The sequence below is a fragment of the Gardnerella rara genome (assembly GCF_055452355.1).
Window position 1 is genome coordinate 97,968 of the sequence record NZ_JBVBJP010000004.1, and the last position, 25,303, is coordinate 123,270.

General features: G+C 42.7%; 18 protein-coding genes and 2 tRNA genes. 9 read left to right on the top strand and 11 right to left on the bottom strand.

Annotation, left to right across the window (positions count from 1 at the left end; all coding sequences use genetic code 11):
* Nucleotides 1–198 precede the first annotated feature (198 nt).
* The 3 genes from murJ to ACZ0NX_RS04800 are packed head-to-tail and all read right to left on the bottom strand — an operon-like array spanning nt 199 to nt 5,133.
* Nucleotides 199–1,977, bottom strand: coding sequence for a murein biosynthesis integral membrane protein MurJ (gene murJ, locus ACZ0NX_RS04790; protein ID WP_464405845.1), 1,779 nt, complete (start codon nt 1,975–1,977; stop codon nt 199–201).
* Nucleotides 1,974–4,367, bottom strand: coding sequence for a DUF6049 family protein (locus ACZ0NX_RS04795; protein WP_464405979.1), 2,394 nt, complete (start codon nt 4,365–4,367; stop codon nt 1,974–1,976). Before ACZ0NX_RS04795 ends, murJ begins: the two co-directional genes overlap by 4 nt.
* Nucleotide 4,368: 1 nt before the next feature.
* Nucleotides 4,369–5,133 carry an NUDIX hydrolase gene (locus ACZ0NX_RS04800; RefSeq protein WP_060787016.1) on the bottom strand — a complete coding sequence of 255 codons (765 nt, stop codon included), beginning with the start codon at nt 5,131–5,133 and terminating at the stop codon, nt 4,369–4,371.
* A 42-nt stretch (nt 5,134–5,175) separates the two neighbouring features.
* Between ACZ0NX_RS04800 and ACZ0NX_RS04805 the strand changes: the two genes are divergently transcribed.
* Nucleotides 5,176–6,645 (top strand): CCA tRNA nucleotidyltransferase, encoded by a 1,470-nt coding sequence (locus tag ACZ0NX_RS04805; protein ID WP_464405847.1) that lies wholly within the window; start codon nt 5,176–5,178, stop codon nt 6,643–6,645.
* Between the two features lie 19 nt (nt 6,646–6,664).
* Here ACZ0NX_RS04805 and ACZ0NX_RS04810 read toward each other — a convergent pair whose 3' ends face one another.
* From ACZ0NX_RS04810 to ACZ0NX_RS04835, 6 genes are all read right to left on the bottom strand, one after another.
* Nucleotides 6,665–7,288, bottom strand: coding sequence for a LytR C-terminal domain-containing protein (locus ACZ0NX_RS04810; RefSeq protein ID WP_464405849.1), 624 nt, complete (start codon nt 7,286–7,288; stop codon nt 6,665–6,667).
* A 114-nt stretch (nt 7,289–7,402) separates the two neighbouring features.
* The gene (gene rsmA / locus ACZ0NX_RS04815) at nt 7,403–8,293 is read right to left on the bottom strand and encodes a 16S rRNA (adenine(1518)-N(6)/adenine(1519)-N(6))-dimethyltransferase RsmA (RefSeq protein WP_464405851.1); all 891 of its coding nucleotides are present in this window, start codon (nt 8,291–8,293) and stop codon (nt 7,403–7,405) included.
* Nucleotides 8,294–8,296: 3 nt separating this feature from the next.
* The gene (locus ACZ0NX_RS04820) at nt 8,297–9,769 is read right to left on the bottom strand and encodes an aggregation-promoting factor C-terminal-like domain-containing protein (protein ID WP_464405853.1); all 1,473 of its coding nucleotides are present in this window, start codon (nt 9,767–9,769) and stop codon (nt 8,297–8,299) included.
* A 463-nt stretch (nt 9,770–10,232) separates the two neighbouring features.
* Nucleotides 10,233–10,309 (bottom strand) — tRNA-Thr (locus ACZ0NX_RS04825).
* Nucleotides 10,310–10,466: 157 nt separating this feature from the next.
* Nucleotides 10,467–11,405 carry a DsbA family protein gene (locus tag ACZ0NX_RS04830; RefSeq protein ID WP_464405855.1) on the bottom strand — a complete coding sequence of 313 codons (939 nt, stop codon included), beginning with the start codon at nt 11,403–11,405 and terminating at the stop codon, nt 10,467–10,469.
* 82 nt (nt 11,406–11,487) lie between these two features.
* Complete coding sequence (locus ACZ0NX_RS04835) at nt 11,488–13,185, bottom strand: serine/threonine-protein kinase (RefSeq protein ID WP_464405857.1); 1,698 nt, start codon at nt 13,183–13,185, stop codon at nt 11,488–11,490.
* Nucleotides 13,186–13,532: 347 nt separating this feature from the next.
* On the opposite strand from ACZ0NX_RS04835, the gene ACZ0NX_RS04840 reads away from it, so the two are divergent.
* From ACZ0NX_RS04840 to ACZ0NX_RS04850, 3 genes are all read left to right on the top strand, one after another.
* Nucleotides 13,533–14,660, top strand: coding sequence for an ABC transporter ATP-binding protein (locus tag ACZ0NX_RS04840; protein ID WP_060787023.1), 1,128 nt, complete (start codon nt 13,533–13,535; stop codon nt 14,658–14,660).
* A 187-nt stretch (nt 14,661–14,847) separates the two neighbouring features.
* A complete protein-coding gene (locus tag ACZ0NX_RS04845; protein ID WP_464405859.1) occupies nt 14,848–16,266 on the top strand; it encodes a DUF4032 domain-containing protein in 1,419 nt (472 codons plus the stop codon).
* A gap of 189 nt (nt 16,267–16,455) precedes the next feature.
* Complete coding sequence (locus ACZ0NX_RS04850; protein WP_004131125.1) at nt 16,456–16,902, top strand: RbsD/FucU family protein; 447 nt, start codon at nt 16,456–16,458, stop codon at nt 16,900–16,902.
* Nucleotides 16,903–17,066: 164 nt separating this feature from the next.
* Here ACZ0NX_RS04850 and ACZ0NX_RS04855 read toward each other — a convergent pair.
* Together ACZ0NX_RS04855 and ACZ0NX_RS04860 are read right to left on the bottom strand one after the other, a co-directional pair.
* Nucleotides 17,067–17,139 (bottom strand) — tRNA-Lys (locus tag ACZ0NX_RS04855).
* A 59-nt stretch (nt 17,140–17,198) separates the two neighbouring features.
* Entirely contained in the window at nt 17,199–17,462 is a 264-nt protein-coding gene (locus tag ACZ0NX_RS04860; protein ID WP_060787025.1) for a mycoredoxin, read from the bottom strand.
* Nucleotides 17,463–17,656: 194 nt separating this feature from the next.
* Between ACZ0NX_RS04860 and ftsY the strand changes: the two genes are divergently transcribed.
* From ftsY to ACZ0NX_RS04885, 5 genes are all read left to right on the top strand, one after another.
* On the top strand, nt 17,657–18,796 hold the full coding sequence (ftsY, locus tag ACZ0NX_RS04865) for a signal recognition particle-docking protein FtsY (RefSeq protein ID WP_415695438.1): 1,140 nt from the start codon (nt 17,657–17,659) through the stop codon (nt 18,794–18,796).
* A 176-nt stretch (nt 18,797–18,972) separates the two neighbouring features.
* On the top strand, nt 18,973–20,688 hold the full coding sequence (locus ACZ0NX_RS04870) for an ammonium transporter (protein WP_464405862.1): 1,716 nt from the start codon (nt 18,973–18,975) through the stop codon (nt 20,686–20,688).
* Between the two features lie 322 nt (nt 20,689–21,010).
* Nucleotides 21,011–22,366 (top strand): MATE family efflux transporter, encoded by a 1,356-nt coding sequence (locus ACZ0NX_RS04875; protein ID WP_464405864.1) that lies wholly within the window; start codon nt 21,011–21,013, stop codon nt 22,364–22,366.
* A 102-nt stretch (nt 22,367–22,468) separates the two neighbouring features.
* The gene (dnaB, locus tag ACZ0NX_RS04880) at nt 22,469–23,932 is read left to right on the top strand and encodes a replicative DNA helicase (RefSeq protein WP_060787028.1); all 1,464 of its coding nucleotides are present in this window, start codon (nt 22,469–22,471) and stop codon (nt 23,930–23,932) included.
* Nucleotides 23,916–25,292 carry a DUF1727 domain-containing protein gene (locus ACZ0NX_RS04885; RefSeq protein ID WP_464405981.1) on the top strand — a complete coding sequence of 459 codons (1,377 nt, stop codon included), beginning with the start codon at nt 23,916–23,918 and terminating at the stop codon, nt 25,290–25,292. The genes dnaB and ACZ0NX_RS04885 overlap by 17 nt, the downstream gene beginning before the upstream one ends.
* Nucleotides 25,293–25,303: the final 11 nt, after the last annotated feature.

The window sequence follows — 25,303 nt, forward strand, 5'->3', positions numbered from 1 at the left end:
ACTCCCCATCTTCCTAATGAGCAATGAATATGCGTAAATAATAAATTCCACCAATTATTGTAATCGCAGAATTTAGTAAACGCTCTGCATTTTGCATTTATTGTTGTTTAGTTATTTCGATTTAATTATCACTCACTGTATTGATTTATTTTGATTTAATTTTGATGCGTATTTTGCTTATTTAAAATCGTTTTAAAATTATTTTGAGCGAACAATTCGAGATGATTTGTTTTTGTTGGCAGTTTTGCTGCTGCTATTGTTGCTGCCGATATTGCTGCTGTTGTTGGCACTATTCGCGCGTTCAATATTTAGCAAAAATGGCCATTTTATACCGATTTTTTTAAGAACTGGATTAATAATGCTTGCCAATTCGCCTGTTTTTAAAAGCAACAAAGTAGATATGTAAACAACCGCCAAAACAATGGTTATAACTGCGCAGACAAAAATCGCAAGCAGCCATCTGTTAACACCACGAAGGCTTGGTGAATCTAAAGAAATCCATTTGTAAATAAATTCTCTAGCCAAAATTCCAACAACAATCGAAACAACGGAAGCTACAAGCACTTTTAAGTGTGTAACAACAAGTTGCTTATCGTCTAAATTGTTGTTAAATCGAGATCGAATCATTTTAACAAGTGCAGGGAAGGTAAGAATATAGCTAACCGACGCAGCTGCAGCAAGAGCGCCAACCCAATAATTTGCAGGGAGGAACTGTATGCAAGAGAATACAATAAAAAGTTCCACAAGTAGTTGCGCTGCACAAAACATAAACGGATGCTTTCCGTCTTCAAAAGCGTAGAAAGTGCGTTGAATAATCAAGTATGCGCTAGATAATGGCAGTCCAAGCGAAAGCATCATAAGTGGATCTGCCATAAGATATGCCTCTTTTATGCTGATTGAAGGCAGCAGAGCCAAAGAGATAGGCATTGGAATAACAATAAAAGCAACGCTAAAAAAGCACATTAAAATGCTAACGCTTCTAAGACAAGAGCTTAGGTCGGCACGCACTGTTGCTAAATCGTGATTTGTTATGGCTCTAGAAATCTTAGGGAAAACGGCGGTTGCAACTGATACAGCTATAAGTGAGTAGGGAAGAATAAACATTGTGTACGCGTTTTGAAAAGTGGCGTTTCCAGCAACGTCAAACTGACTCAATCCCAACGTTTCTTCGGCTATAGAAGGTGCGCTTGTAGTTATGTGAGTGGTTGCCATTGTAGAAAGCTGGCTAACAGCCACTATTGCAAAACTCCAGCCCGCAACAGGGCCCATTGAGCGCAGGCCAATACCGCTAATGCCAAAGCTTGGCCTGTATTTTAATCCGATTTTTTTAAGAGGAATAAACAAAACAAGCGCTTGAGCTGCAACGCCTAAAGTCCAAAAGCCCGCAGTTAAAAGCATTGTAGTGTTGTTCCAAAAATGTGCTGGCTGCCTGCTTGCTCTTCCAAAAATCGCAATAAAAACACCAAATCCAGTGCAGCTAACAATGTTTGCAGCAACCGAACTCCAAGCATACATTGCAAATTTGCCTTTAGCGGCTAGAACCTGCCCAAGTACTGTATAAAGTCCATAGAAGAATATTTGAGGCATACACCACAGCGTAAAAGCGTTTGTAAGGGCAATCATGGCTGGATTTGTTCCAACATAGAGCCATGTTAAAACAGGTGTGGCAATTGCCATTAAAACAGTTACGCCTAAAAGCAGAATAATGGCAAATGTTATTAGCTTATTTAGTCTATTTTTTGCATCTTGTTTTTCTAATGTTTTAACAATTTGTGGAACCAGAACAGCGTTAAAAATGCCGCCAGAAACAAGAGTGTAAATAAGCTGTGGAATCATGGATCCAGCCTGGTAGGCATTTGCTGCCAGACCAGTTGTACCAAGGGCTGCGGCTAGCAGAATGGTTCTAATTTGGCCAGTTATTCTAGAAGCAGCCGTGCCGCTTGCCATTATGATTGAGTTGCGGCCTACTGAATTCATTCGTCTGGATCCTTTTTACGATTAAACTGCCTAAAAAGCCCCAAGGCTCCAAGTGCAAAAGCAAATATTATAATAATCGTACCGCTTTTATCGCTGATTTGCAGTGTGCTTGTAATTGTTGTTTCTTTAGTGCTGCCAAAAACATTACGGTTTCTATCTTCTAAAGCAAAGGTAGCTTTAACTTTGCTAGATGTTGTAGATCTAAGCGGTAAAATCACCTGAGATTCGCTATTTGCTGCGATTTTAACAGGTGTTTTTCTGCGAGCTACTATTTCCATTGAGTTGGTATATGCGGTTAAATATACACTCACTGGGTATGGGTTAGTGTTGCTAATTGTAATAGGCATGGTTGCCGTTTCGCTTACAAGAGTAACGTTTTTTGGAGGAATAATGTGGATTCCAGAAATAAGCATTTTAGCCAAAACGTGAGTGCCGTCTTTATATTGCGACTGATCTTTAACTTCGCTGCTCGATTCGCGCAAAGTGCTTGTGTTTGTTGCGCTTGTAGTGTTTGTTGTGCCTGCAGCGCTTGTAGCATTGCTTAGCTCTCTTTGGGCCATAGCATCAAAGAGTTTAAGAAGATTTTCGCTCCAAATTTTGCTATTTTGATTAATCTTTAATTTTGCATTTTGCTTAGCAAGAGATTGAGCGTCTGATTCGTTAGTTTTATGGTTATTAAGTTCATTTTGATCAAGAATGCTATTTATAAATTGATTTACAAGCATTCTATCGGCCACAAGTTTGCCAATCTTTTCTTTGCTGGCGATTGCGGCTTTTCCTTCGATTCCGCTTTCTTTAGGAACAGGATTGTACCCAAGGTATTCCTTAGAAATTGGCTTTGATTGCGTTAAAGACTTTAAGTCTAAAAGAGAAATCCAAGGCGATTTTTCTAGCATGCTTACAACGGATTCAATTAATGAAATTGGAGAATCTTGGTTAAACATTATTAGCAAATGCCTTGGAGTGTACGGTTGCTCCATTTGATAGAAAGCGCTTTGAGCTGCAAGTCTGTTAAGAAGACCTGCACTTGTGTACTCTGCAACAGATTGACTGCTTGTAGAACGTCCATTTGCCAAATCGCTAAGTATTTCTTGGCAAGAAAGAACTTTTACGCTTCCCAAAGACGTTTGAACTTCGTAAACGCCGTTTTTTATTGCAAAACGGTTGGCTAGAGCGTCAAATCCGCTAGTGGCCACTACTGTTTTGTATCCGTTTGTTGCAGCCTGTTCTAGGGCGCGTAGAGTCCATTTTCCGCCCGTTTGTAGAGCATAGGTATCTAGATTTAGCGGTTTGGTTGTGGAATTTTCTAATATGGACGATTTTTTACTCCAAGAATCCAAGCCAATTCCAGCCAATTTGTAGTAAACATGATTATTGGATTCTGCATAATGACTTATATCAAAACCATTATTCTGCATAAAAACAGAAGGTGCAAAAGTTGGATTAGCAAACTTAAGAGTGTTTGAGTCTGCTATTGTTTGCAAACTTGGATGTTTTTGAACAAGACTTGTTAAAGCATTAAAGCGCTTTATGCTATCTTTGCTAAGTCTAATTTTTTTATTTGATGTGCTGTTTGCTAAGTTTGATGTGCCGCTTGCAGCGTTTGTTGCAGTATTGTATAAATCTTCCAAAGGGGCATTAATGGCGTTAACAGAAGGTGAAATATTCTGCTTGTTAATTGTGTAACGCCAATCGGAAGATTTAGCGATTATTGGCATTAGCAAAGTCACATTAATTGGCGGAGTTTGAACGTTTTTAACGCCAATATTGGCTCTAGTTACAAACGATTTAACAGAATAATAGTGTTTAAAATCTAAAGAAGAATACGTTATTGAAACGGGCTTTGGGCCCCAATAAAGAATGTTGGAAAGATTTGGATTATTGGCATCAACATCGATTTGTGCGTTATAAGATTTGCCGCGTGCAAGAGCTGGAACGCTAACTTCGCCGATTAGTTGAGGGGTTGGAATTCTAGATTCAGCTTGGCTCCATTTTTGCAGGTCGGTTCTAGACATAAAGGTGTACCAAGGGTTAAAAGTAACCTGAATTTTGCCTTCGGGAAAATCTTTAGAACCGCTGTTTTTAAGCAGAAGACTAATGTGGTATCCGCTTTTATCGGTAAGAATCGAAGTTGACTTTACGATTTTTAGCGAAATTCCTTTGGATTTTGAATTATAAGAATTGTATGTGTTAAATGAATATTTAGCCTCAATAGGATTGTTGAGCGTATTTGAATCGCTTTGGTTAGCGGCCGCCATTTTTGGGGCAAATAAAAACGGAAAAGTCGCAAGTAAAAGTGACATTAAAACGATTGTTACGCAGAGCCTAAAACAAGCATTTTTTTGCGACTTACGCAACTGGTTTTTTGAAAAATCAATCACATTAATCACATTATTCACGGTTTTGCCGCCTATTCGCCTTTTTAGCATACATCCATGCTATTTTTCGCTCGTTTGGGTAACTCAAAATGTCGTTAAGTTCTTTAAAATCAACCCAAATTGCGTCTTCTGCCTCGTGGTCTGGGTCTCCAAGAACAGACAATTCGCCGCTAACATATCTAAGTGCAAAATGGTGAACAAGTTTATGAACTCGCTGGCTTGTTCCAGTAAACCAGTAGTCGATGGTTGCAATTGAGTCAACAACTTCGCCAAGAATGCCCGTTTCTTCGTGAATTTCCCTAACGGCTGTTTGCTGCGGAGTTTCGCCTTTTTCAATATGGCCTTTAGGCAAGCACCATTCCATGTGGCCACTTCGTGAATGTCGAGCTATAACCGCGACACGCCCAAGGGAGTCAAAAACTAATCCGCCAGCAGAATATTCTCGAACAATAGGCAAATCCTGAGCGTCTAAAGAAGCAAAAGTTTTAGGTCCATCGTTAGCTCTTCGCTGAGGCATTAAGGCTGGAGATGGGGTGTCGATTGAAGATATTTGCTGCCTGGATTCAGTTATGTCAACATGAATATTTTCAACAGTGTAGTCGCCAGAAAACCCCGAAATATCAACAAAAATAGACTCGTCTTCTTCAGTTTGTTGAGGCTGTATTTTGCTTTTCATTCTAGCAACATCAAGTGGAGTAACTTGAATGCTTGGAGCGTTTTGGGTATGGCTATCCGAGGCTCTGGCGAGCATGCGTCTTAAGTCTTCTGGAGTAACCATACACTCCACCTTACTCAATCCGCTGTGCATTGGGGTAACGGTATGCTGGAATATAGTTTGATTTTTGCTGAAAGGGTGTTTCTAAGCGTGTCTGTGAATTTTGAAGTTTGGCCAGAAGCCATAGAGCTGGGTAAATTATTTGCTGAACACAATTACGAGCTGGCTCTTGTTGGCGGGCCTGTGCGAGACATGCTTTTGCATAGAGTTTCGCACGATCTTGACTTTTGCACATCTGCTAAGCCAGAAGAGTTTGAGCCAATTCTTAGATCTTGGAGTCATGACGGATTTTGGGATATGGGCCGAAAATTTGGCACTCTTGGCGCGTTGAAGCGCAGAAAAGACGGAACCGAAGTAAAAGTTGAAATAACAACATACAGGTGCGATGCTTACAATCCAGATTCTAGAAAGCCAGAAGTAAAATATGGCGATACTTTGGAAGGTGACTTATCTAGGCGCGATTTTACCGTAAATGCAATGGCTTTGCGCGTGCCAAGTCTAGAATTTGTGGATCCTTTTGGCGGCGCAGGCGACTTATCTAAAGGTATTTTGCGAACTCCAGTAGATCCACGTCAATCTTTTGACGACGATCCTTTAAGAATGATGCGTGCTGTTCGCTTTGTAGCTCAACTTGGATTTAGCATTGAAGCAAACACGGCCGAGGCTATTTTGAACATGGTTTCTAGGCTAGATATTGTTTCGGCGGAGCGCGTTCGAGACGAAATAACAAAGATGCTTCTTTCGGCGAATCCGCGTGCTGGAATTGAGGCTATGGTTGAGTCTGGTATTGCGGATAGGGTTTTGCCAGAAATCCCCGCTTTGCGCTTAGAGATTGACGAGCATCACAGGCATAAGGACGTTTTTGAACATACAATGATGGTTCTTGAGCGAGCTATAGCCTTGGAGACGGATGAGCTTGGAGCGGTTCCTGGGCCTGATCTAACTTTGCGACTTGCAGCTCTTTTGCATGATATTGGCAAGCCGCGTACTAGAAAGTTTGAAGAAGGTGGAAAAGTTAGCTTCCACCATCACGATGTTGTTGGAGCTAAGATGACTCGCAAACGCATGAAGGCTTTGCATTTTGATCATCACATTATTGATGATGTTAGCGAGCTTGTGAATTTGCATTTGCGATTCCACGGTTACGTTGACGAGCCTTGGACGGATTCTGCAGTTAGAAGATACGTTAAGGATTCTGGCCATTTATACGAGCGGCTAAATCGCCTTACTCGCGCAGATGCCACTACTCAAAACAAACGCAAGTCGCTTATGTTTGAGCATGCTATGGACGAGATGGAAGATCGCGTACGCGAATTAAAAAAGCAGGAAGATTTTAACGCAATTCGCCCAGACTTGGATGGCAATGAAATAATGCAATTGCTTGGATTAGAGCCTGGTCCTATTGTTGGTAAAGCGTATAAGCATATGCTGGAATACCGCCTGGATAATGGCCCTGTAGAGCACAGTGTTGCTGTTGAAGAGCTTAAAAACTGGTACGCTAATCAGCTTAGTTAAAAGCTAAAACGCTAAAATTTTAATTAATAGGCTTGTGATTTGCAGCTTTTGGAAGATCTTTCATATCTTTACTAGCTAGGCAGCCGTTTATTTCCGTAATTGCAGCGCCTGCGGCTGGAACATCGGTTTTAGGGCGAAGATTGCTAAATGTGGCTCCTAAAACAACGTCAATAAGCTTGTCTTGACGATCGTCCATTCGCAAAATAGCGTCTTTAAAATTGGTTACTAGCGTATAGGCTTCATTAATTGACTTTTTGCCAAAATAGATTGTTGTTCTTTTAACGCTTGTTTCGCTGTTTCCAACTTCGATTAAGTTAAAACCGCGATTTCTAAGGCCTTCTCCAACAGCGCGCGCAAATCCACGGAATTTTGTTCCGTTTAGAACGCGTATTGAAACAGCGCGATTGTCTATATATGGCGCCTTATTTTCATCTTTATTTTTTACAGGGCACGGTGCTTGTATGCCGTAATTTGGATCTACCTCTGGAGTTTTTGGTGCAGCAATACCAAAAAGATGACATTGCACAATAAGAGCAAGAACAAATGCGATTCCAACGCCTATAGCAACAGACGAAAGTACAAATCGTTTTCTTTGATACATGAACTCTCTTCGAGCTAGTCGCTCGTCGTAAAACTGCGTCATGCTAACTTCCGATCTGTTCCGTGTGCTTGTATTGTGCGCCTTGTGCGCATATATGCGTATGCATAAGTGTTAGCCATTTTACTTACTATGCATGACGGTTTGCAGCAGTGCGCTTTAATTTTCAAAAGCTTTAGAAAGAGCTAAAAACTCGTTGCATGTTAGAGTTTCGCCTCGCCTAGTTGAATCAATCTTAGAAAGTTCGTAAGCTTCTTTAGGAACAATGCCCTTTAGCGCTGCATTTAGAGTTTTTCTTCGCTGCTGAAATGCTGCGTCAATAATCTTAAACACTTTTTCTTTTTCTTGCTCACTACCTTTTGGATTATCGTTTCTTTTAAAATACACGAGTGCAGAATCAACGTTTGGAGCAGGCCAAAATACATTACGCCCAATCAATCCAGCTTTTTGAGCAGTACCGTACCAAGCCAACTTTACGCTTGGAGTGCCGTATGTTTTACTGCCAGGCTGTGCGCATAGGCGATCGGCTACCTCTTTTTGAACCATTACAAGAAAACTTGTAAGATTGCTGAATTTTTCTAAAAGAGTAAGAATAATCGGAGTTGCAACATTGTATGGAAGATTTGCAACAAGAGTAAAATGTGGAGATTTTGCTAAATCTGGGACGTCTTGAGCGTTTACTTCTAGTGCGTCTTTAAGAATCACATTAAAGCGCTCTAAGGCATTAGGCATAAATTCTTTAATGGTAATTGGTAAACGCTTAGCAAGCGGAGGATCTATTTCTACAGATGTAAGATTTGCGCCAGTTTGCAAAATCGCAAGTGTAAGCGAGCCAAGGCCAGGGCCTACTTCCATAACAAAATCGCCTGAATTAATCTTTGATGCAGCAACGATTTTTTTAACTGTTCCTGGGTCAATAACAAAATTTTGACCAAATTTTTTGGTAGGCTTAATCCCCTCTTGTGCTGCAATCGCGCGAATATCGGCCGCTCCAAGAAGGCATCCTTCTTGATTGGCAATATTTTCTTTAGTCAATTTAATACCATCCAAACTTTAATACCATCTAAACTTTTCTGAATGCTTCCAAGCTTCGCTAGGGTTGCCATATTTGCTTTTAATGTAACTAAGACCCCAAGTTATTTGTATTGATGCGTCTTCGTGCCAATTTGCTCCTGCGCTTGCCATTTTATTTGCTGGAAGTGATTGTGGTATTCCGTATGCGCCAGAGCTTTTATTTTCCGCATTCCAACGCCAATTTGATTCTCTGTTCCACAATTTAACAAGATCTTCCCACATTTCACCTGTCCATTTAAGTTGAGCGCATGCTGCTTGAGCATAGAGTTTTGCTTGTTCTGGAGTTGCGTGAACCATGCTGTTTGCGTTATCTGCTGGAGCTGGAGCTGGGGCTGGAGGGGCTGGAGCAGGAGCAGGTGCTGGAGCTTGTGCTTTATCTGCACCTTGCGCAGGTTTTGCATCTTTCGAAGAATTTTGCTGATTAGCGTTTTTATCTTGTTGTGTGTTTTTATTTTGCGCGTTTGGCTGCTGGTTTGGCTGATTTGAGCCATTTTGTTGAGGATTGTTTTTCTGCGATTGATTTTGATTATTTGGTTTTTTGTTTTCTTCTGCCTTTTTTATGCTCTTGTTTGCTTTAGGCGCATTTTGCGTTTTAGGTGCAGATTTTGCCCCAATTGCAACGATTTTATCAATCGACGGCTTAACAATTGACTGCTTTATTATAGTTGCGCTTGTAGCTTTGCCATCTACATAAGTTACGTTATATAAATCTACGCGCTCGCCATTTACGCCCTCTTGCCTAATGGCACTTGCTCCCGCTGCAAGATTTGGGTCGTTTATGGTTCTAGTGCTAAATGGAATAACAACGTTTCTAGATTCTTTTCCGTGCGTTACTCTAAGAATGCGAAGCAAGGTTTTTCCATCTTCTTCGCTAACCGTAACCTTGTCTTCTTTGCCTAAAACTATTCCTAGAGAATCAAGAATAGAGCTTGCTGGCAGAGTTCCGTCTGGAACTACTCTAGATTTGTTATCGCAAATAACGGTGACTGGCCCTTTTTTATTTATAGACAATCCACCCGTAAGCTTGTTGTAAATGTTTTGTAGATTAACGGTGATTTTTGCAGCGTGATCCGCGTTTGCTTGGAAGAATCCGATTAATTGGTCAACGCTTGTTGCAACAGTCCAAAATGGTATTGTTACACCGTCTACTGTAATAGAAGTTTGATATGCGCTTCTAACTGTAATTGTTGAGTGATTTGCAAGAATTTCACCAGAAGTACTAATTACTTGGTCGTGAGTTTTAACTGGTATTTTTTGCTCTTGTAGAAGTTTTTGAGTGGTAGATGCATAAGTTGTAACAATTCTTGTTTTACCATTTACAATTAGGGCTACAGATTTGCGCGCAGAAAATGCAAAAATCCCAACGCTAGAAATAACAAGAGCTAAAACGCATATAAAGATACGTATTCGTCTCATTACTACAAATCGCTGAGGCGTCCATCTGCGAGTCATTCACCCTCACTTTCAATGCAAAACCAAGTTTTAATTATAGCAATGATTGTAATTAGCCAAAAGAAGACTGTATTTTGCCAAATTTTGCTAATTAAGTTAAGACTTGTGCAAGTTTTACAGCAACTCTAAGCGATAAGTCAAAATATAAGTTAAAAAGTGGGGGCAGGGAAGAAGGGGATTTTTCCTGCCCCCATTGAGGAGGAGCTGGTTGGGGGACGCTCCATCCTCTCACTCGGGAACCCTGAGTTGGGGGAAGGCTCCCGAGAACTTACTCAAGCAAAGTAATCAGCATAAAGTGTTTTTGTAAGCTTTACGGTTCATCATACAATAAATCTACTTATAAACTACTATCTTATTGTTGTTATTGTAAATTTACTAAAAACTTCTTTACATGCCTATAACTCATAATATTCATACAAGCGGATTTTTATAATCCAGACCGTTTCTAGGCCATAAACATAAATGGAGCCTCCTGCCGGGATCGAACCGGCGACCTGCCGCTTACAAGGCGGCCGCTCTGGCCATCTGAGCTAAGGAGGCGAGTTCTTGTGCGTAATTAAATAACTTGCGCGCAAAACATTGATTAGTGTATCAGCACCCGCTGCCAAGTGCAACTTTTTGGCGCCAACACACTAATCATAGTTTTAATTGATGTTCAACCAATAAAATTTCTAGTCAAAATTTCTAGTCAAAATACCTAGTTAATAGGATTTGGCTGATCTTTATCGGTTACCGTTGGCATAACACCTTCAACGCCAACCTTAGATTTGTCTAATCCAATAGATTTAAGGATTGCGTCTGGAGTGCTAAGATTCCTATCGCTTACAGCGTTCATGTCTAGCAACTTGCCATTAATCGTTGTTGTAGGAGTTGTCATAGCACCCTTGTTTTTGCCGCTAACATTCCACAAAGCTTCGCGATTTGGAGTATCGGCGTTAATCGCCTTTTGCCAAGCAAGATAATTCCTATCGAACGCCTTGCTTGCCACTTCCGTGCTTACACCAGCGTTTACAGCTTGCTCAATAAGCTTTTCGTTACTAACTGGCTTGTAATCCTGGCCTTCTTCTGGCTGGAAGGTTTCGGCAAAAATGTTGTTAATAAACTGAAGCAAGTGCAAAGGATTGTCGTCGTTAGACGAAATGTACGCGATTGCGCCAGTTACGCGAGTTGAGTAGTGGTCGCTAGAAACCTCATCTAAGAACGACATTGGGTGAAGCTCAAGGTTAATCTGACCTGCCTTCATCATTGCAATAAGCATTTGATCGGCGTCGCGATTAAAATTGCCGCAACCAGGGCACAGTGGATCCGCATAAACAGCTATTGTTGGGGCATTTGGAGCCGTTGTGTTGTAGCCATTTTTGCTGATTAAAATTCCGCCCATCTCGTTTGCGTACTTAGGTTTTTGATTAGCCGTAAGCCTTTGAACAGCTCTTCTTGACTGCTGAGCTTGTTCGGCCTTCTTTTGATTTTCCGCATTAGTGGCGTTAAGAGCCGTAATTCCGATTGCTGCAATCATGCCAATCAAAATAGCAACAACAACTATTCCAACAATGGCCTGCTGCCTTAGCTCCTTGGCTTTGCTTGCGCGCAGCTCCTGATTTTGTTGATTGTGCCCGCTTGCGCTGGTGTTAGGCATGCTAATCCTTTCCCCTGCTTTTATAAATAACAGATATAAGTAAATTTCTAAAAGAATAGTCTAGTTTACGGTATCAACGGGATTAATCGATGCTAGAAACTTGCGATTTTCCCGCGCCGCAAATGGCCCCTAAACCTACTCTAAAGATTTTCGTTCGTCCTAATGCAAAAGAAATAATCCACCCAAGAATAATTCCAATAATGTATCCAATCGAAGTTGGAGAACAAACGTCTGGAGCATAAGTTGGCAAAAATAGTTTAAAGTTTAATATTTTAAATGCAATTAATTGGTTTGAAGCGTTAATCAAAATTGGATATACGTATGCCCCAATAACGCCTGTTATTAAAATTGTAAGCAATCTTGGTATTGAGTATAAAATTGCGCGTATAAAATGCCATGGAATGCTTGCGATTCTTATTAACAAGTCTTTTCCGCCGATTGAATCGTTTGCGGATTTTCGCCGCAGATTTGCGCAAACGTTATACCCAATCGTTGCAGTTAAAAGCATAAAAACAAGGTTTATAGCAATTGCGTCTACAACGGAGAGTGCTGCAACTAGAGAAGAAAGCACTGCAAATATTACAAATGCGATTGTTCCGCGGAACAGATATTTTTTTGTTGTTGGATGCGGATTATTCTCTTGGACTGATTCTTCTTGATAATCCTGATTTTGCAAATCATTTTGATTCTGTAAATCATCTTGATTCTGCAAATCTACATCTTGCTGATTAAGTTGATTAATAACCTTTGTTGAGCTAACAGAATCTGGTTCAAACTGAGTTGTGTTAATACTAGAATCGCTAGGAAGCCACATTTTTCTAGGATTTTCTGGCATAATCCTAGTGTGTAAAAGCTGATTGGGTACAGTTGTGCCATCGTCTTTATAATCAAAAGGGTAGTCAGATTCCTGTAAAGCCAGAGGATTCAAAGCATCTTGGTAAATAGCTTGCTCTAGTTGTTCTGGAGTGCAGCGCTCGCTTTTTTTAGGATTTAATGCGGATTTAAACGCTTGCATTGTTTTTATAGGAAGTCCATTAAGATTTGCGTTTCCCGAAGCGGCTCTTTCTAGAACTGCCATTATTGGTTTAGTTCCAAAAACGGGCTTTCCTGTGGCTGCAAAAGCAAGAACGGCTGCAACGCTCCACCAATCAGTAGCTTCACTAGACTCGCCGCCTTCAATAATTTCTGGAGCAATAAAACCAGGAGTTCCCATTACAAGGCCAGTTCGCGTAACATGCGACTCCCCCTGGCCCATAGATATTCCAAAATCAACCAAAACGGGGCCAGTAGTGGAAACCATAATATTTGTTGGCTTAATATCTCGATGAATTATGCCTGCGCTATGAACTGCCTTAACAGCGTCGATTAGCTTGTGTGCAAGCCGCTCTAAATCACCTGCAACGTATGGGCCGTTAAGCTCAACATCTTCTTTAAGATTGTGCCCATCAATAAGTTCGGTAACTATAAATGCGATTGAAGCATCAAGCTCCATGTCTACTATCGAGCACACGCCTTCGTGGTGAATCTTTTTTAAAGCAAGCGCTTCTCGCTTAAGCCTAAGTCTTGCCTGTTCTTGCGGATTGCTAATTTGTGTGGAATCTAAATTATTGTCTTCGTTTTCTAGCATCGATGCGCGCAAAATCTTCATTGCATAAAAATGGCCTCCGTCGTCGCGAACGCGCCAAACTGAGCCCATAGCGCCGCCGCCTAATCGTTCTATTAGCGTGTATCCGCCAATGTTTTGGCCAGAGCGCAAGTCAAACATGCTCACATCTTCCATAATGCATTATGTTAGTGGGCGGCTATGCCAATTTATCTTTTGACAGTAAACACGCGATTTTATAAACAAATGTTTAGATATTTGGATTAAATCAATCGCATTTATTGACCTTTGTTTATGCGCGATTTTTATACCCGACACGCCGAGATGTTAGAAAATACTGTGATTTTGCTGTTTTTACAGGATAAACATGATATATTGAATCATGGCTCAACGAAGAGAACCTTCAATGAACCATGTAAGTAAATGTGGACGATTGACGCCGCCGATGTAGGACTTGGGGTCTTGAGTGCACACCCTTCACAACGGATCGTTCGGCACGTACCTGCCGATGAAAGGAAAATATCATGGCAGAAGTTGTATTTGATCATGTTACTCGAATCTACCCAGGCAACGATAAGCCATCGGTTGATGATTTGAACATGACTATTAAGGATGGCGAGTTCCTTGTACTCGTTGGTCCATCTGGTTGCGGTAAGTCCACAACTCTACGAATGTTGGCTGGTTTGGAAGAGGTTAACAAAGGTCGCATTCTTATTGGTGGTCAAGATGTTACTACAATGCAGCCAAAAGATCGCGATATTGCAATGGTGTTCCAGAACTACGCACTGTATCCACATATGACTGTTGCAGACAACATGGGCTTTGCTCTTAAGATTGCAGGCGTAAACAAGGAAGAAATCCGCAAGCGCGTTGAAAAAGCTGCTGAGGTTTTGGATTTGACCGAGTACTTGGATCGTAAGCCAAAGGCTTTGTCTGGTGGTCAGCGTCAGCGTGTTGCAATGGGTCGCGCAATTGTTCGTGAACCAAAGGTCTTCCTTATGGATGAGCCTCTTTCCAACCTCGACGCAAAGCTCCGCGTACAGACTCGTACGCAGATTGCAGCATTGCAGCGTCAGCTTGGTGTAACTACTCTGTACGTTACCCACGATCAGACCGAGGCTTTGACCATGGGCGATCGCATTGCCGTTATTAAGCTTGGCGTTTTGCAGCAGGTTGGTGCTCCAACCGAGCTTTATGACCGCCCAGCAAACGTGTTTGTGGCAGGCTTTATTGGCTCCCCATCTATGAACATTAACCAGCATCCAGTGGTTGACGGCAAGGCTCAGATTGGCGAGGATTCTATCACTCTTCCAGCAGAAGCTGTTGATAAGCTTACCGAGGAAGATAAGGGTCAGATTATTGTTGGCTTCCGTCCAGAAGATGCAAGCTTGGCAACTTCCGACGATCCAAACGCCTTCTCCTTAAAGGTTGTAAATGTGGAAGATCTTGGCTCCGACGGCTACATCTATGGCAACATTATTACTGATGGCTCTCCAGAAGAGGCATCTACAATGATGAGCGACCAGAACAAGCTCACAACGATTCGTGTGAATCCTCGTGCGCTTCCAAAGGTTGGAGATACCGTAAAGATTAAGATTGATCCATCCAAGATGCACCTGTTTGCACCTTCTACAGAGCTGCGTTTGAACTAATGCGTTTTCTTGAGCGCTTGATTATTGCTTTAAGCGCTCAAGATTTCTGTATAAGGGTATGGCGGGGTTCGCTAGGCGAGCCCCGTTTTTGCATGATTTAGCCATTTTTAATTTATATTTATATTTATATTTAATTTATATTTATATTTGATTATTTGCGTTCAGCTTTACGGGTAGACTAGATTTTATGGAATGGAACGATACTCCTTCAATGGATCCGCGTGCTGTAAAAGCAACATCGGTATCTGCACAAGACGAGACCATATCTTCTGCAGAGCCGCAAGCGTTGAAGATTACTGCTGCAAGCTCTAATCCTCAAATGTTTATGCTTCCTTGGGAGCTGCCACTTTCTCAATGGCCTACAAATCTTTTTGTTAATCTTCCACGAGGCATATCTAGGCACGTTGTGCGATTTGTACACGTAGGCGACGAAGTGTACGCAATGAAGGAAATCACTCGTCAAGTAGCAGAGCGCGAATATGAGCTTTTAAGGCGTTTGCGCAAGTTGGAACTTCCAACAGTTAAGCCTATAGCGGTTGTGGCTGGTAGAAAAGATAAAAATGGTGAGCCGCTTGAAGCAATGCTTGTTACTCGCCATCTTAAATTCTCACTGCCGTACCGTGCGCTATTTGCTAGAACTCTGCGTCCAGACACAGCTGAGCGTTTAATTGATGCTCTTGCAGTTCTTATGGTTCGCTTGCATCTTTCGGGATTCTATTGGGGAGATGTTTCGCTTTCCAACGTTTTGTTCTTGCGAGATGCCGACGCATTTACGGCGTTTTTGGTAGATGCGGAAACTGGTGATTTGCACGGAAGCCTTACCGAAGGCCAGCGCGAATATGATATTGATTTAGCGCGCACAAATATAATCGGCGAGCTAATGGACTTAAGTTCTGGTCAGCTTTTGCCTGGAGAAGTTGACGAAATTAGCATTGGAAACAGGCTTGTAGACAGATATCATTCTCTTTGGAGCACGCTTACAGACGTAGATAAGTTTAGTCCAGACGAAATGTGGCGTATTGAGCGCCGCGTGAATCGCCTTAATGAGCTTGGCTTTGATGTAGATGAGCTTGAGATGAAGACTTCCGAAGATGGGCGAAGAGTTTTGGTTCGCCCACGCGTGGTGGATGCTGGATATGCTTCGCGCAAGCTTCTTCGACTAACTGGTTTAGATGTGCAAGAAAATCAGGCTCGTAGGTTGCTTAATGATTTAGACGCTTATCGTACATCTACATGGCGCCAAGGCGAGGAGCTGGAGATTGTTGCTACAGACTGGATGCGAGAAGTGTTTGAACCTACTGTTCGCATGATTCCAACCGAGTTTAGGTCGCAGATTCAGCCAGCACAGTTCTTCCACGAAGTTTTGGATCATCGTTGGTTTATGGCAGAGCGCGTTGGTCATGATGTTTCTATGCAAGATGCAGTAACAAGCTACATTAAAAACGTTTTGCCACAATACAAGATGGATAAGCGCGTTTTGGCTGCGATTAATGCAGATGCGGATTCTGGCGTTGTAGACGACGAATACACATATTCGACTCCTGCTCCTGCTTTTGCCGCAAGCGACGACGAGTACGATCAAGACGCAAGCGTTTGGGCAAGCTGAGTATTTTTGCATCTGCTTTACTTTTGTTTAGTGAAGTGTGGAATTATTCTCTTTGAAATGTGGAATAATTCGTATTTATTTTAGGAATTTTGTTAATTTCTTTTGTGAATGGTGATAGAATTTTCTTGTTAGTTGTCAATGATTGCCAACTAATCATAGTTATTTATCAATTAATCAAGGGAGATTATTATGTTAAAAGGTGTAGATTCTATAATTCCTCCAGCATTGCTGAAGGTTCTTTGCGAAATGGGCCATGGAGATGTTTTAGTATTGGCCGATGGAAATTTTCCAACTGAATCTGTAGGAAAAGACGCTATAGTTGTACGCTGCGATGGTCATGGAACTTCGGAATTGCTAACTGCAATCTTAAAGTTGATGCCACTCGATCAATACACCGATAAGCCAGCTACACTTATGGAAGTTGTTCCAGGAGACCCTTGCGAAACTCCAATCTGGAAAGAATATGAAGATATTATTGCTAAATACGATAAGCGTGGAGCCAGCACTTTAGGCACTCTTGAAAGATTTGCGTTCTACGATGAGGCAAAGAAGGCGTATTGTGTTGTTGCCACGGGCGAACGTGCTCAATACGCTAACATTATGCTGCGTAAGGGCGTGGTGTTTGCTGGAGAGTAGCGTAAATAGGTAAATAAGTTTATATTTATATGCTATTTATCTGTTATTTGCTTGTTATCTGTTTGTAGAGATATAGAAATTTAAGTGTTATAGCATAAAAGCACTGCATGTAACAAGATGATTTGGAATTTAAGAACCATCTGCTACGTGCAGTGCTTATTTTGTGCCCCCTGTGGGACTCGAACCCACAACCCAAGACTTAAAAGGACTCTGCTCTGCCAATTGAGCTAAAGGGGCAACAAATGCCTAGTGTACTACATTTTGGAGACTAATCCAACACGTTGAATATTGGCGTGTTAATCTGCAAGCTGACCTAATTGAATAAGCTTATTTTTTATTTGACTTGCGGATGGCTCCACCATAAAGCTGCCGTCGCTAAAAGTTACAACTGGAATATGCTTCTGGCCGCTAATTTCAACAGCCTTTTGAGCAGCTCCGTCTTCGGATTCAATATTGTGCCAAGTAAAAGCAACATTAAACTGGTTTAGTGCAGCTTTTGCGCGAATGCAGTCGCCACACCAATCGGCTCCGTAAACATTGACCAATGGCAGATTTTCCATAAATAAACACCCCAATTCAGTTTGATTTTAAAGTGGCCTATAAAGTTACACTTAAAGCGCCAAATATCGGCTTGTAAAATTATTGTATTAGAACACCAATATTTGCGTGATTTTTACTAAGTTATCAACAATTTTGACTATAATTTAAGCAAATTCCCTTTAATGTGTCCCTTTAATTTCATAGGCTTATTTATATGAACATGGTTATGGACTTAAATTTGATTATGTGGTTTGCTATTGGCGCGGTTGTTTTAGCTGTTGCTTTAGTGGCTGTAGCTGTTGTTTTGCGAATTGTTAGCAAATCGCGAGGCCCTGTAATACCTACTAGCAAAGAAGACCCATTAACTAGTAGCGCCGAAAACAATAGTAGCGCCGAAAACAATGTTAACTCTAGTGTGCAATTGCCAGAAAACGCAACATCTAGAATGGCTAGACTTAGGGGCAAGCTTGCCAATAGTCAAAATCCTTTTGGTCGTGCTCTATTCAACATTTTAAGCAAAGATAATCTTAGTGAAGATGATTGGCAAGATGTAGAAGACACGCTTTTAATGGCAGATGTTGGCACTCAGGCAAGCGAAGAACTTGTTAATGCACTTAAAAAAGACGCTAAGATTTCTGCGGCTGCAGACGCTCAAGAAGTTCGTGAAACGCTTCGCACAAAACTGTTGGATATTGTTGGCAGCAAAACCGATAGAAGCCTAAAAGCAGATTTGCAAGATGCAAATAAGCCGAGTGTAATAATGATGGTTGGTGTAAATGGCACTGGGAAAACCACTACTGCTGGCAAGCTTGCGCGACTAATGGTTGCTAAAAAACGTTCGGTAATTCTTGCGGCTGCAGATACTTTCCGCGCGGCTGCTGCCGATCAGCTTGAAACTTGGGCAAATGCTGCAGGCGTTAAAATTGTTCGCAGCCAAAAAGACGGCGCAGACCCAGCGTCTGTAGCTTTTGACGGGGCTACAGCTGCCAAAGAAGCAAATGCAGATGTTTTGATTGTAGACACGGCTGGAAGGTTGCAAAATAAAGCAAATCTTATGGATGAGCTTGGCAAAATTCGCCGTGTGATTGAAAAAACCGTTCCAGTAGACGAAGTTCTTTTAGTTCTTGATGCTACAACTGGGCAAAATGGCATGGTGCAGGCAAAAGTTTTTGCTCAGGCAATTGGAATTACTGGCGTAGTGTTAACAAAGCTAGACGGCTCTGCAAAGGGCGGAATCGTGATTTCTGTGCAGCGCGAGCTTGGAGTTCCAGTAAAGCTTGTTGGTTTAGGAGAAGGCCCAGACGACCTTGCGCCGTTTGATCCAGAAAGCTTTGTAGACGGCATTTTAGCTTGAGTTGATTTTGGTTTTGGTCGATTTTAGTTGGTTTTGGTCGATTTTAGCTTGAGTCTATTAGAATATAAACAGATATTAGTTTATTAGTTCGCAGATTTTAGTCTGCAGAATTAGTTTGCATTGGTTTGCATATGTTAGTTCGCAACCACCGATGGCTGCGTATTGTGAGGTGAAACATGACCGCAATGGATCCGCAATGGGCATTACTGGCTGCTGCCTTAGTGTTTATAATTACGCCAGGAATCGCGCTGTTTTACGGCGGCCGCGAGCGCGCAACATCAATGGTTAATATGATGATGCTTTCCGCTGGCGCAATTGCGGTAACAACTATAGTTTGGACGCTTTGGGGCTGGTCAATGGCCTTTGCTGGCAAAGACATGATTGGCGGAGTTGTTGGCGACCCAGTAAGTGGTTTACTGTTGCGCGATTCAATGGTTGCCGATCACGGCATTTTTACCTCAATGGATGCAAACACGGGCCTTGCTGGTGGCATTCCAGCGGCGTTTAGACTTGCGTGCGCGGTTGTTGCTGTGGCTCTTATAACTGGCGCTCTTGCTGGCCGTGTGCGCTACGCGATTTGGCTAATCTTTGTAGCCGTTTGGGTAACTCTTGTGTTTGCACCTCTTGCTCATATGGTTTGCGGAGGCGGATTGCTTTCGCCAAATGGCGCTATATCTCAGGCTCTTGGAATTCAGGTTCACGATTTTGCAGGCGGATCTTTGCTGCATGTAGCCGCGGCTGTTTCGGCGTTGTCGATTGTGCTTATTATTGGCGGTCACGCACATTTTCCGCTAAAAAAGTTCGGTTTAAGCACTAAGTCTTTAACGGCTTTGGGCGTTGGCAATATTGAGCATAAGGGCAATTTGGTTCGCGCGCTTTGGTCGGAAGTTGCAAAGTCTAATAAGACCAACAATGCCGCAGATTCCAGCGCGGACTTTAAAACTAAGGGCGATTCTTCCTTAAGCAATGCCGGAGAATCGGCGGTTAGTGGACATTTGCCAGCAGCTTCTTCGCGCGCCCCGCACAACGTTCCATTTGTTGTTCTTGGAATTTTCATCATCTGGTTTGGCTGGCTTGGATTAATGATTGGCTCTTCTGCAGGTCTTCCAGGAGTTGCTGGCTATGCGTGGGTTAGCTCAACTATTACAGCATCGGCATCTATGCTTGCTTGGGGCGTTACCGAACGCCTGCGCTCGGGGTGCTTTAGCGCTGTTGGTGCGGCTAGTGGAATTATGGCTGGTTTGGCAGCTAGCGCGGCTGCTGCAGACGTCATCGCGCCTTTGTGGGCGGTTATACTGGGTGTGATTGTTGGTGTTGCTACATGCCTTGCTACACATTCTAAGACTTTTTCTCGCTACGATGGCGCTCTCCATGTTGTGAGCGTAAATGGCATTGCTGCGTTTATTGGAATTTTAGCAGTTGGATTATTTGCGGATGCAAGTGGATTGCTTTCTACTGGCGATTGGCATCAGCTTATTGCGCAAATCTGCCTTCTTGCAATCACCATTCTTTACTCGGGAGCTGTTAGCGCGTTGCTGGCGTTTGGCTTAGAGAAGCTTTTTGGGTGGAGAATATCGGAAGCTAAAGAGCGTAAGGGCGTTGATTTAGCAGATCAAGGTGAACGTGCGTATGACTTTTCTAGCATTGCTCAGGCTAGAGCTGGGTCTGTTGCGGAAGCTGTGGAGGCTGTGGAAGCGGCTGAGGCTGCTGAGGCTGCTGAGGCGGCGGATTCTAATGTTGAATTAAGCGAAGAGCAAATCGAAGCTGTTCAAGAGGTCATTAATGCTCAAGAAGAATCTGATTTGAATGTTAAAGACGAGTCTAAAGAAGATACTGGCGAGTCTGATGATTCTAGCGATAAACCTAAAGATGAATCCAAAAAATCTAACTAAAGAGTAAAAACAGAATATTCTTTGAAAGTTATGCACAATTAGTGTAAAAATTATGCTTTTATTTGTGTAAATTGACGAAGATATGACACACACGGATTGCGCAATGTGGATAAAACTTTTAGTTATCCACATTTTAGGCGTGTTGCTGTGCATATCTATAAAAGTTATACACAAATGGGGGATAACTTTGTGGATATCCTGCGGATAACTTTTTTGAAATCAAATCTAGTTTGCAATTCAAAAAAATTTATGATAGCAGATTATAAGCAATCAGCATAAGAAGATTTGAATAATCCAAGATGGAGCAGAACGGGTTACTAATATGAGCAATCAGAGCGAAGATGTTAATAAAAAAGACTTACTAAAACATATATTTTCGCTAGCAATTCCAACATTCGGTCAGCTGATTGCAGAGCCAGCGTTTGTTTTAATAGACACGGCAATAGTTGGGCATTTAGGTAAAACGCAGCTTGCGGGACTTTCAATAGGTTCAACCGTGCTTTTAACAACAACGGGATTATGCCTGTTTTTGGCGTACAACACAACAAGCCAAGTGGCAAGGCTTTTGGGAGCTGGCAAAAATCGCCAAGGTTTAAGCGTTGGGATGGATGGATTGTGGCTGGCACTTGGGCTGGGTATTGTTTTAACGCTTGCATTAATGGTGTTTGCGCGCCCACTTTGCCAAAGCTTTGGTGCAAGCGGAGAAACGCTTAGAAATGCTGTAATCTACACTCAAACTGTTATGCCAGGCTTGCCTGCAATGCTGCTAATTTACGCGGCAAATGGCATTTTTAGAGGTCTTAGCAAAGTAAGAATCACACTTTTTGCAGCAGTGAGTGGGGCTGTAGTAAATACGATTTTAGATATTCTATTTGTGTTTGGAATGAACCTTGGCATTGCTGGGTCGGGAATTGCCACAATGCTAGCACAGTGGTATATGGGTGTTGTTTTAACGGTGCCAGCGATTTTTTGGGCGGCTCGAGAAAAAGCGCGGCTTAGCCCGCGTGCGCGTAGCATACTTAAAAGCGCTGGAAGTGGAATTCCGCTGTTTATACGCACACTGGCGTTGCGTGCGTGCATGGTGGCAACCGTTGCGGCGGCTGCACGTCTTGGAACAAACACGCTAGCTGCATATCAGGTTGCAAATTCTTGCTGGAATTTTGTTATGAATATATTAGACGCTATAGGGATTGCGGCTCAAACAATAGTCGCCTCTGCGCTTGGAGCTGGATTAGTAAAACGCGCTAATGTAATAACAAAAATTTGTGCGCAGGTAGGTGCGTTAAGTAGCGTAATTGTTGGAATTCTAATGATACTTGCAGGTTGGTTATGTTCGCCGCTGTTTAGCCCAAATGCCGAAGTTCAGCTTTTGGTTTCAATAGGAATGACGATTCTTGGAATTTTCTTGCCGCTATCTGGGTTTATGTGGGCGCTAGACGGAGTGTTAATCGGAGCTGGAGATCACAAATATTTGGCTAAATCGTGCTCTATTACGGCGGTTGTGTATCTTCTTGTAATTAGCGCGGTTTGTGTGGTAAATGTGGCGCTTTTTGCGGGAGATGTTACTAAAACAATATCGCTTTGGGCTTCTCTTAATGTCGTTTATATTGGCGGGCGAGCTCTTGGAAATTCGCTTAGAGTTAAAACGGACGATTGGATGAAGTGCGCAACCTTGTGATTTGCGTAAGCTACAGTTTGTGCATTGCAGCTTGTGTTGACTTATGTTGTCTAATATCAACTTGTGTTGGCATGCTCCGTGCAGGCGTTTATACTCGATTTTATGGCAGATAATGATATGTGGCAGTCAAGTAGAAATGACGCGAACCGATTAAACAACGCTAATGGGAATGTTAGCTTGTTTGACAAGGTTCCACCTCATGACGAAGACGCGGAAATGGCCGTTTTAGGCGGAATGCTAATGAGCAAAGATGCCATTGGCGAAGTTTCGCAAATTCTAGAAACTTCCGACTTTTACGTTCCAAAGCATCAGACGATTTACGATGCGATTATAAATTTGTTCTCGGGGTCGCAGCCAGTAGACGTTGTTCTAGTTGCAAATGAGCTTCTAAAAGACGAAAACTTAGAGAAGATTGGTGGAGCAGACTATTTGCACAGCCTAGTGGCCTGCGTGCCGACGGCTGCAAATGCGCTATATTACGCGGATATTGTGCATAAAAATGCGATTTTGCGAAACGTGATTGCTGCTGGAACAAAGATTGCGCAAATGGGCTATTCGGCCACTGGAGACCAAGCGGAAGATGTTGTGAACCTTGCTCAATCTGAAGTTTATGAGATGAGTTCTGGCAAGGTTCATCAGGATTATTCCGCTATTGGACCTGTTGTTCAAGACGCTCTCGAGCAGTTAGACAAGTTGCAAAGCAACGAGATTGAAAAAGGCGTTCCAACAGGATTTAGAGATATTGACGACATGACGCAAGGCTTGCAGCCTGGGCAGATGGTAGTGGTAGCTGGTAGGCCTGCAATGGGAAAGTCAACTCTTGGAATTGACTTTGCGCGTTCCGCTGCGCTGCATCACAATATGACAACAATCGTGTTCTCGCTAGAAATGAACAAGCTGGAGCTTGCGCAAAGAATAATCGCAGCCGAAACAGATATTCCAATGACGGCAATGCATCGCGGAACTCCAGAAGACATTACAACCGATAGGTGGACTAAGCTAAACGCGTTTTGGTCAAAAATGAAGGACGCGCCGCTGTTTATAGACGATAGCCCAAATATGAGTCTTATGGAAATCCGCGCAAAATGCAGGAGACTAAAGCAGACGAACGACCTAAAGCTAGTTGTAATCGATTACTTGCAACTTATGACTTCGGGTAAAAGGGTTGAATCGAGGCAGCAAGAGGTCTCCGAGTTTTCTCGCGCGTTAAAGCTGCTAGCAAAAGAGCTAGAAGTGCCAGTTGTTGCGCTAAGCCAGCTGAACCGCGGCCCAGAAATGCGAAATGATAAAAAGCCGCAGCTTTCGGATTTGCGCGAATCGGGTTCTATTGAGCAAGATGCAGACGTTGTGTTTCTTGTGCACAGGCCTGATTTTTACAACAAAGAAGATCGCCCTGGCGAAGCAGACATTATTATGGCAAAGCATCGTAATGGCCCTACGGAAACGTTTAATTTAGCTTTTCTTGGAGCAACGTCTAAGTTTAAAGATATGCCGCAAGGCTACCAACCGCAGTCGTATGCGCAGGGTAACGATACTGTTGGAGGCTATGATGGCCCTTCTGCTTGATGCGTTGATGCCAGCCGTAGGAAAGCTGGTTCGGGCGGTTTCTAGGGCTTTGCATCATGGCGGAAGCGCTTTGCCGGGCAAAGTTGTAGAAACACTAGACCCAGGGTTTTTAGCAAGAACGCTGGGAAAATTGCCTTATGGTGTTGTGCTAATTTCTGGAACCAATGGCAAAACCACTACAACGCGTATGGTTTCCTCTATGCTTAGAGACGCTGGATTGCGCGTGTTTACAAATCCTACGGGGTCTAATTTTACGCGCGGAGTTGTGGCGGCGCTTGTGCAGAAAATGCCAGTTTTTGGCGCAAAGTTAGATGCAGATATAGCTGTTTTAGAGCTTGACGAAGCCTATGCGGTGCATTTTGTAAAACAGATAAGTCCGCGCTACTCGCTGCTTTTAAACGTTATGCGAGATCAGTTAGATAGATTTGGCGAGATTGATACTACGGCTAAATTGTTGAGCAATGTGGCTCGTGCAACCAAGCGAGTGGTTGTGCTAAACCGCGAAGATCCAAGAATTTTGGCTTTAGCAGATGTAATTTCTTCGGGCGCTAGCGTGCGCTATTTTGGTTTGGATGATTCGCTAAAAAGCATGTTCCCAACCGACGACGATTTGCACAATGATTTGTCTGGCGATTTTAATGGCGATTCGCGTAGTGATTCGCGTAGTGATTCGCGCAATCTTCCACAAGCAGATGTTGTTTTGGCAAAAGTTGATGGCAATAAAGCCGATTTTTTGATTGATGGGAATAGAAAAACCACCAGCGTTAAGTTGCGAGGCGTGTACAACGTTTTTAATGCGGCCGCTGCCGCTACAGTTGTTCGCGCTATTTTGTCGGATGCTGCTAAAAAAGATGCGTCGCTTACAAAATTTAATGACGATGCGCTTATGGAAGCGATTTCTCGCGTAACGCCAGCGTTTGGGCGAGGCGAGATAATCGAAGTTAACGGCGCTGCTGTGGAGCTTGTTCTAGTGAAAAATCCTATTGGATTTAGACTTGCGCTTGCTTCGGATAATGTGCAAAATCACGACACAATGATTGCGATTTGCGACGAATACGCGGACGGGCGAGACATGAGCTGGCTGTGGGACGTTGATTTTACGTGCTTTAGCGGCACTGGAGTTGCTTGCGTTTCTGGCACACGCGCGTGGGATATGGCTTTGCGCTTGCAATACGACAAAGTTGCTTCTAGAAATGTGAACACTAACTTAGAAGAAGACGCTAAGGCCTTTGTAAATGGCGATTTTAGTAGCAATGCTAAAAACGCAAAACGCATATATTGCACATATACTGCCATGCTTCGCGTGCGAGCTATGTTGGGGCAAATCGCAAGCGTTAAAGACGTTGGTGTTGGAAAGTAAAGAAAGTAGCC

Excerpts from the sequence above, each read along its gene's own strand:
- dnaB (WP_060787028.1), top strand. The coding sequence starts at position 22,469 with ATGGCAGATAATGATATGTGGCAGTCAAGTAGAAATGACGCGAACCGA.
- ACZ0NX_RS04835 (WP_464405857.1), bottom strand. The coding sequence starts at position 13,185 with ATGGAAGATGTGAGCATGTTTGACTTGCGCTCTGGCCAAAACATTGGC.
- ACZ0NX_RS04820 (WP_464405853.1), bottom strand. The coding sequence starts at position 9,769 with ATGACTCGCAGATGGACGCCTCAGCGATTTGTAGTAATGAGACGAATA.
- ACZ0NX_RS04800 (WP_060787016.1), bottom strand. The coding sequence starts at position 5,133 with ATGGTTACTCCAGAAGACTTAAGACGCATGCTCGCCAGAGCCTCGGAT.
- ACZ0NX_RS04885 (WP_464405981.1), top strand. The coding sequence starts at position 23,916 with ATGGCCCTTCTGCTTGATGCGTTGATGCCAGCCGTAGGAAAGCTGGTT.
- ACZ0NX_RS04805 (WP_464405847.1), top strand. The coding sequence starts at position 5,176 with ATGCTGGAATATAGTTTGATTTTTGCTGAAAGGGTGTTTCTAAGCGTG.
- ACZ0NX_RS04870 (WP_464405862.1), top strand. The coding sequence starts at position 18,973 with ATGACCGCAATGGATCCGCAATGGGCATTACTGGCTGCTGCCTTAGTG.
- murJ (WP_464405845.1), bottom strand. The coding sequence starts at position 1,977 with ATGAATTCAGTAGGCCGCAACTCAATCATAATGGCAAGCGGCACGGCT.
- ACZ0NX_RS04840 (WP_060787023.1), top strand. The coding sequence starts at position 13,533 with ATGGCAGAAGTTGTATTTGATCATGTTACTCGAATCTACCCAGGCAAC.
- ACZ0NX_RS04850 (WP_004131125.1), top strand. The coding sequence starts at position 16,456 with ATGTTAAAAGGTGTAGATTCTATAATTCCTCCAGCATTGCTGAAGGTT.
- ACZ0NX_RS04845 (WP_464405859.1), top strand. The coding sequence starts at position 14,848 with ATGGAATGGAACGATACTCCTTCAATGGATCCGCGTGCTGTAAAAGCA.
- ACZ0NX_RS04875 (WP_464405864.1), top strand. The coding sequence starts at position 21,011 with ATGAGCAATCAGAGCGAAGATGTTAATAAAAAAGACTTACTAAAACAT.
- ACZ0NX_RS04810 (WP_464405849.1), bottom strand. The coding sequence starts at position 7,288 with ATGACGCAGTTTTACGACGAGCGACTAGCTCGAAGAGAGTTCATGTAT.
- ftsY (WP_415695438.1), top strand. The coding sequence starts at position 17,657 with ATGAACATGGTTATGGACTTAAATTTGATTATGTGGTTTGCTATTGGC.
- ACZ0NX_RS04830 (WP_464405855.1), bottom strand. The coding sequence starts at position 11,405 with ATGCCTAACACCAGCGCAAGCGGGCACAATCAACAAAATCAGGAGCTG.
- ACZ0NX_RS04860 (WP_060787025.1), bottom strand. The coding sequence starts at position 17,462 with ATGGAAAATCTGCCATTGGTCAATGTTTACGGAGCCGATTGGTGTGGC.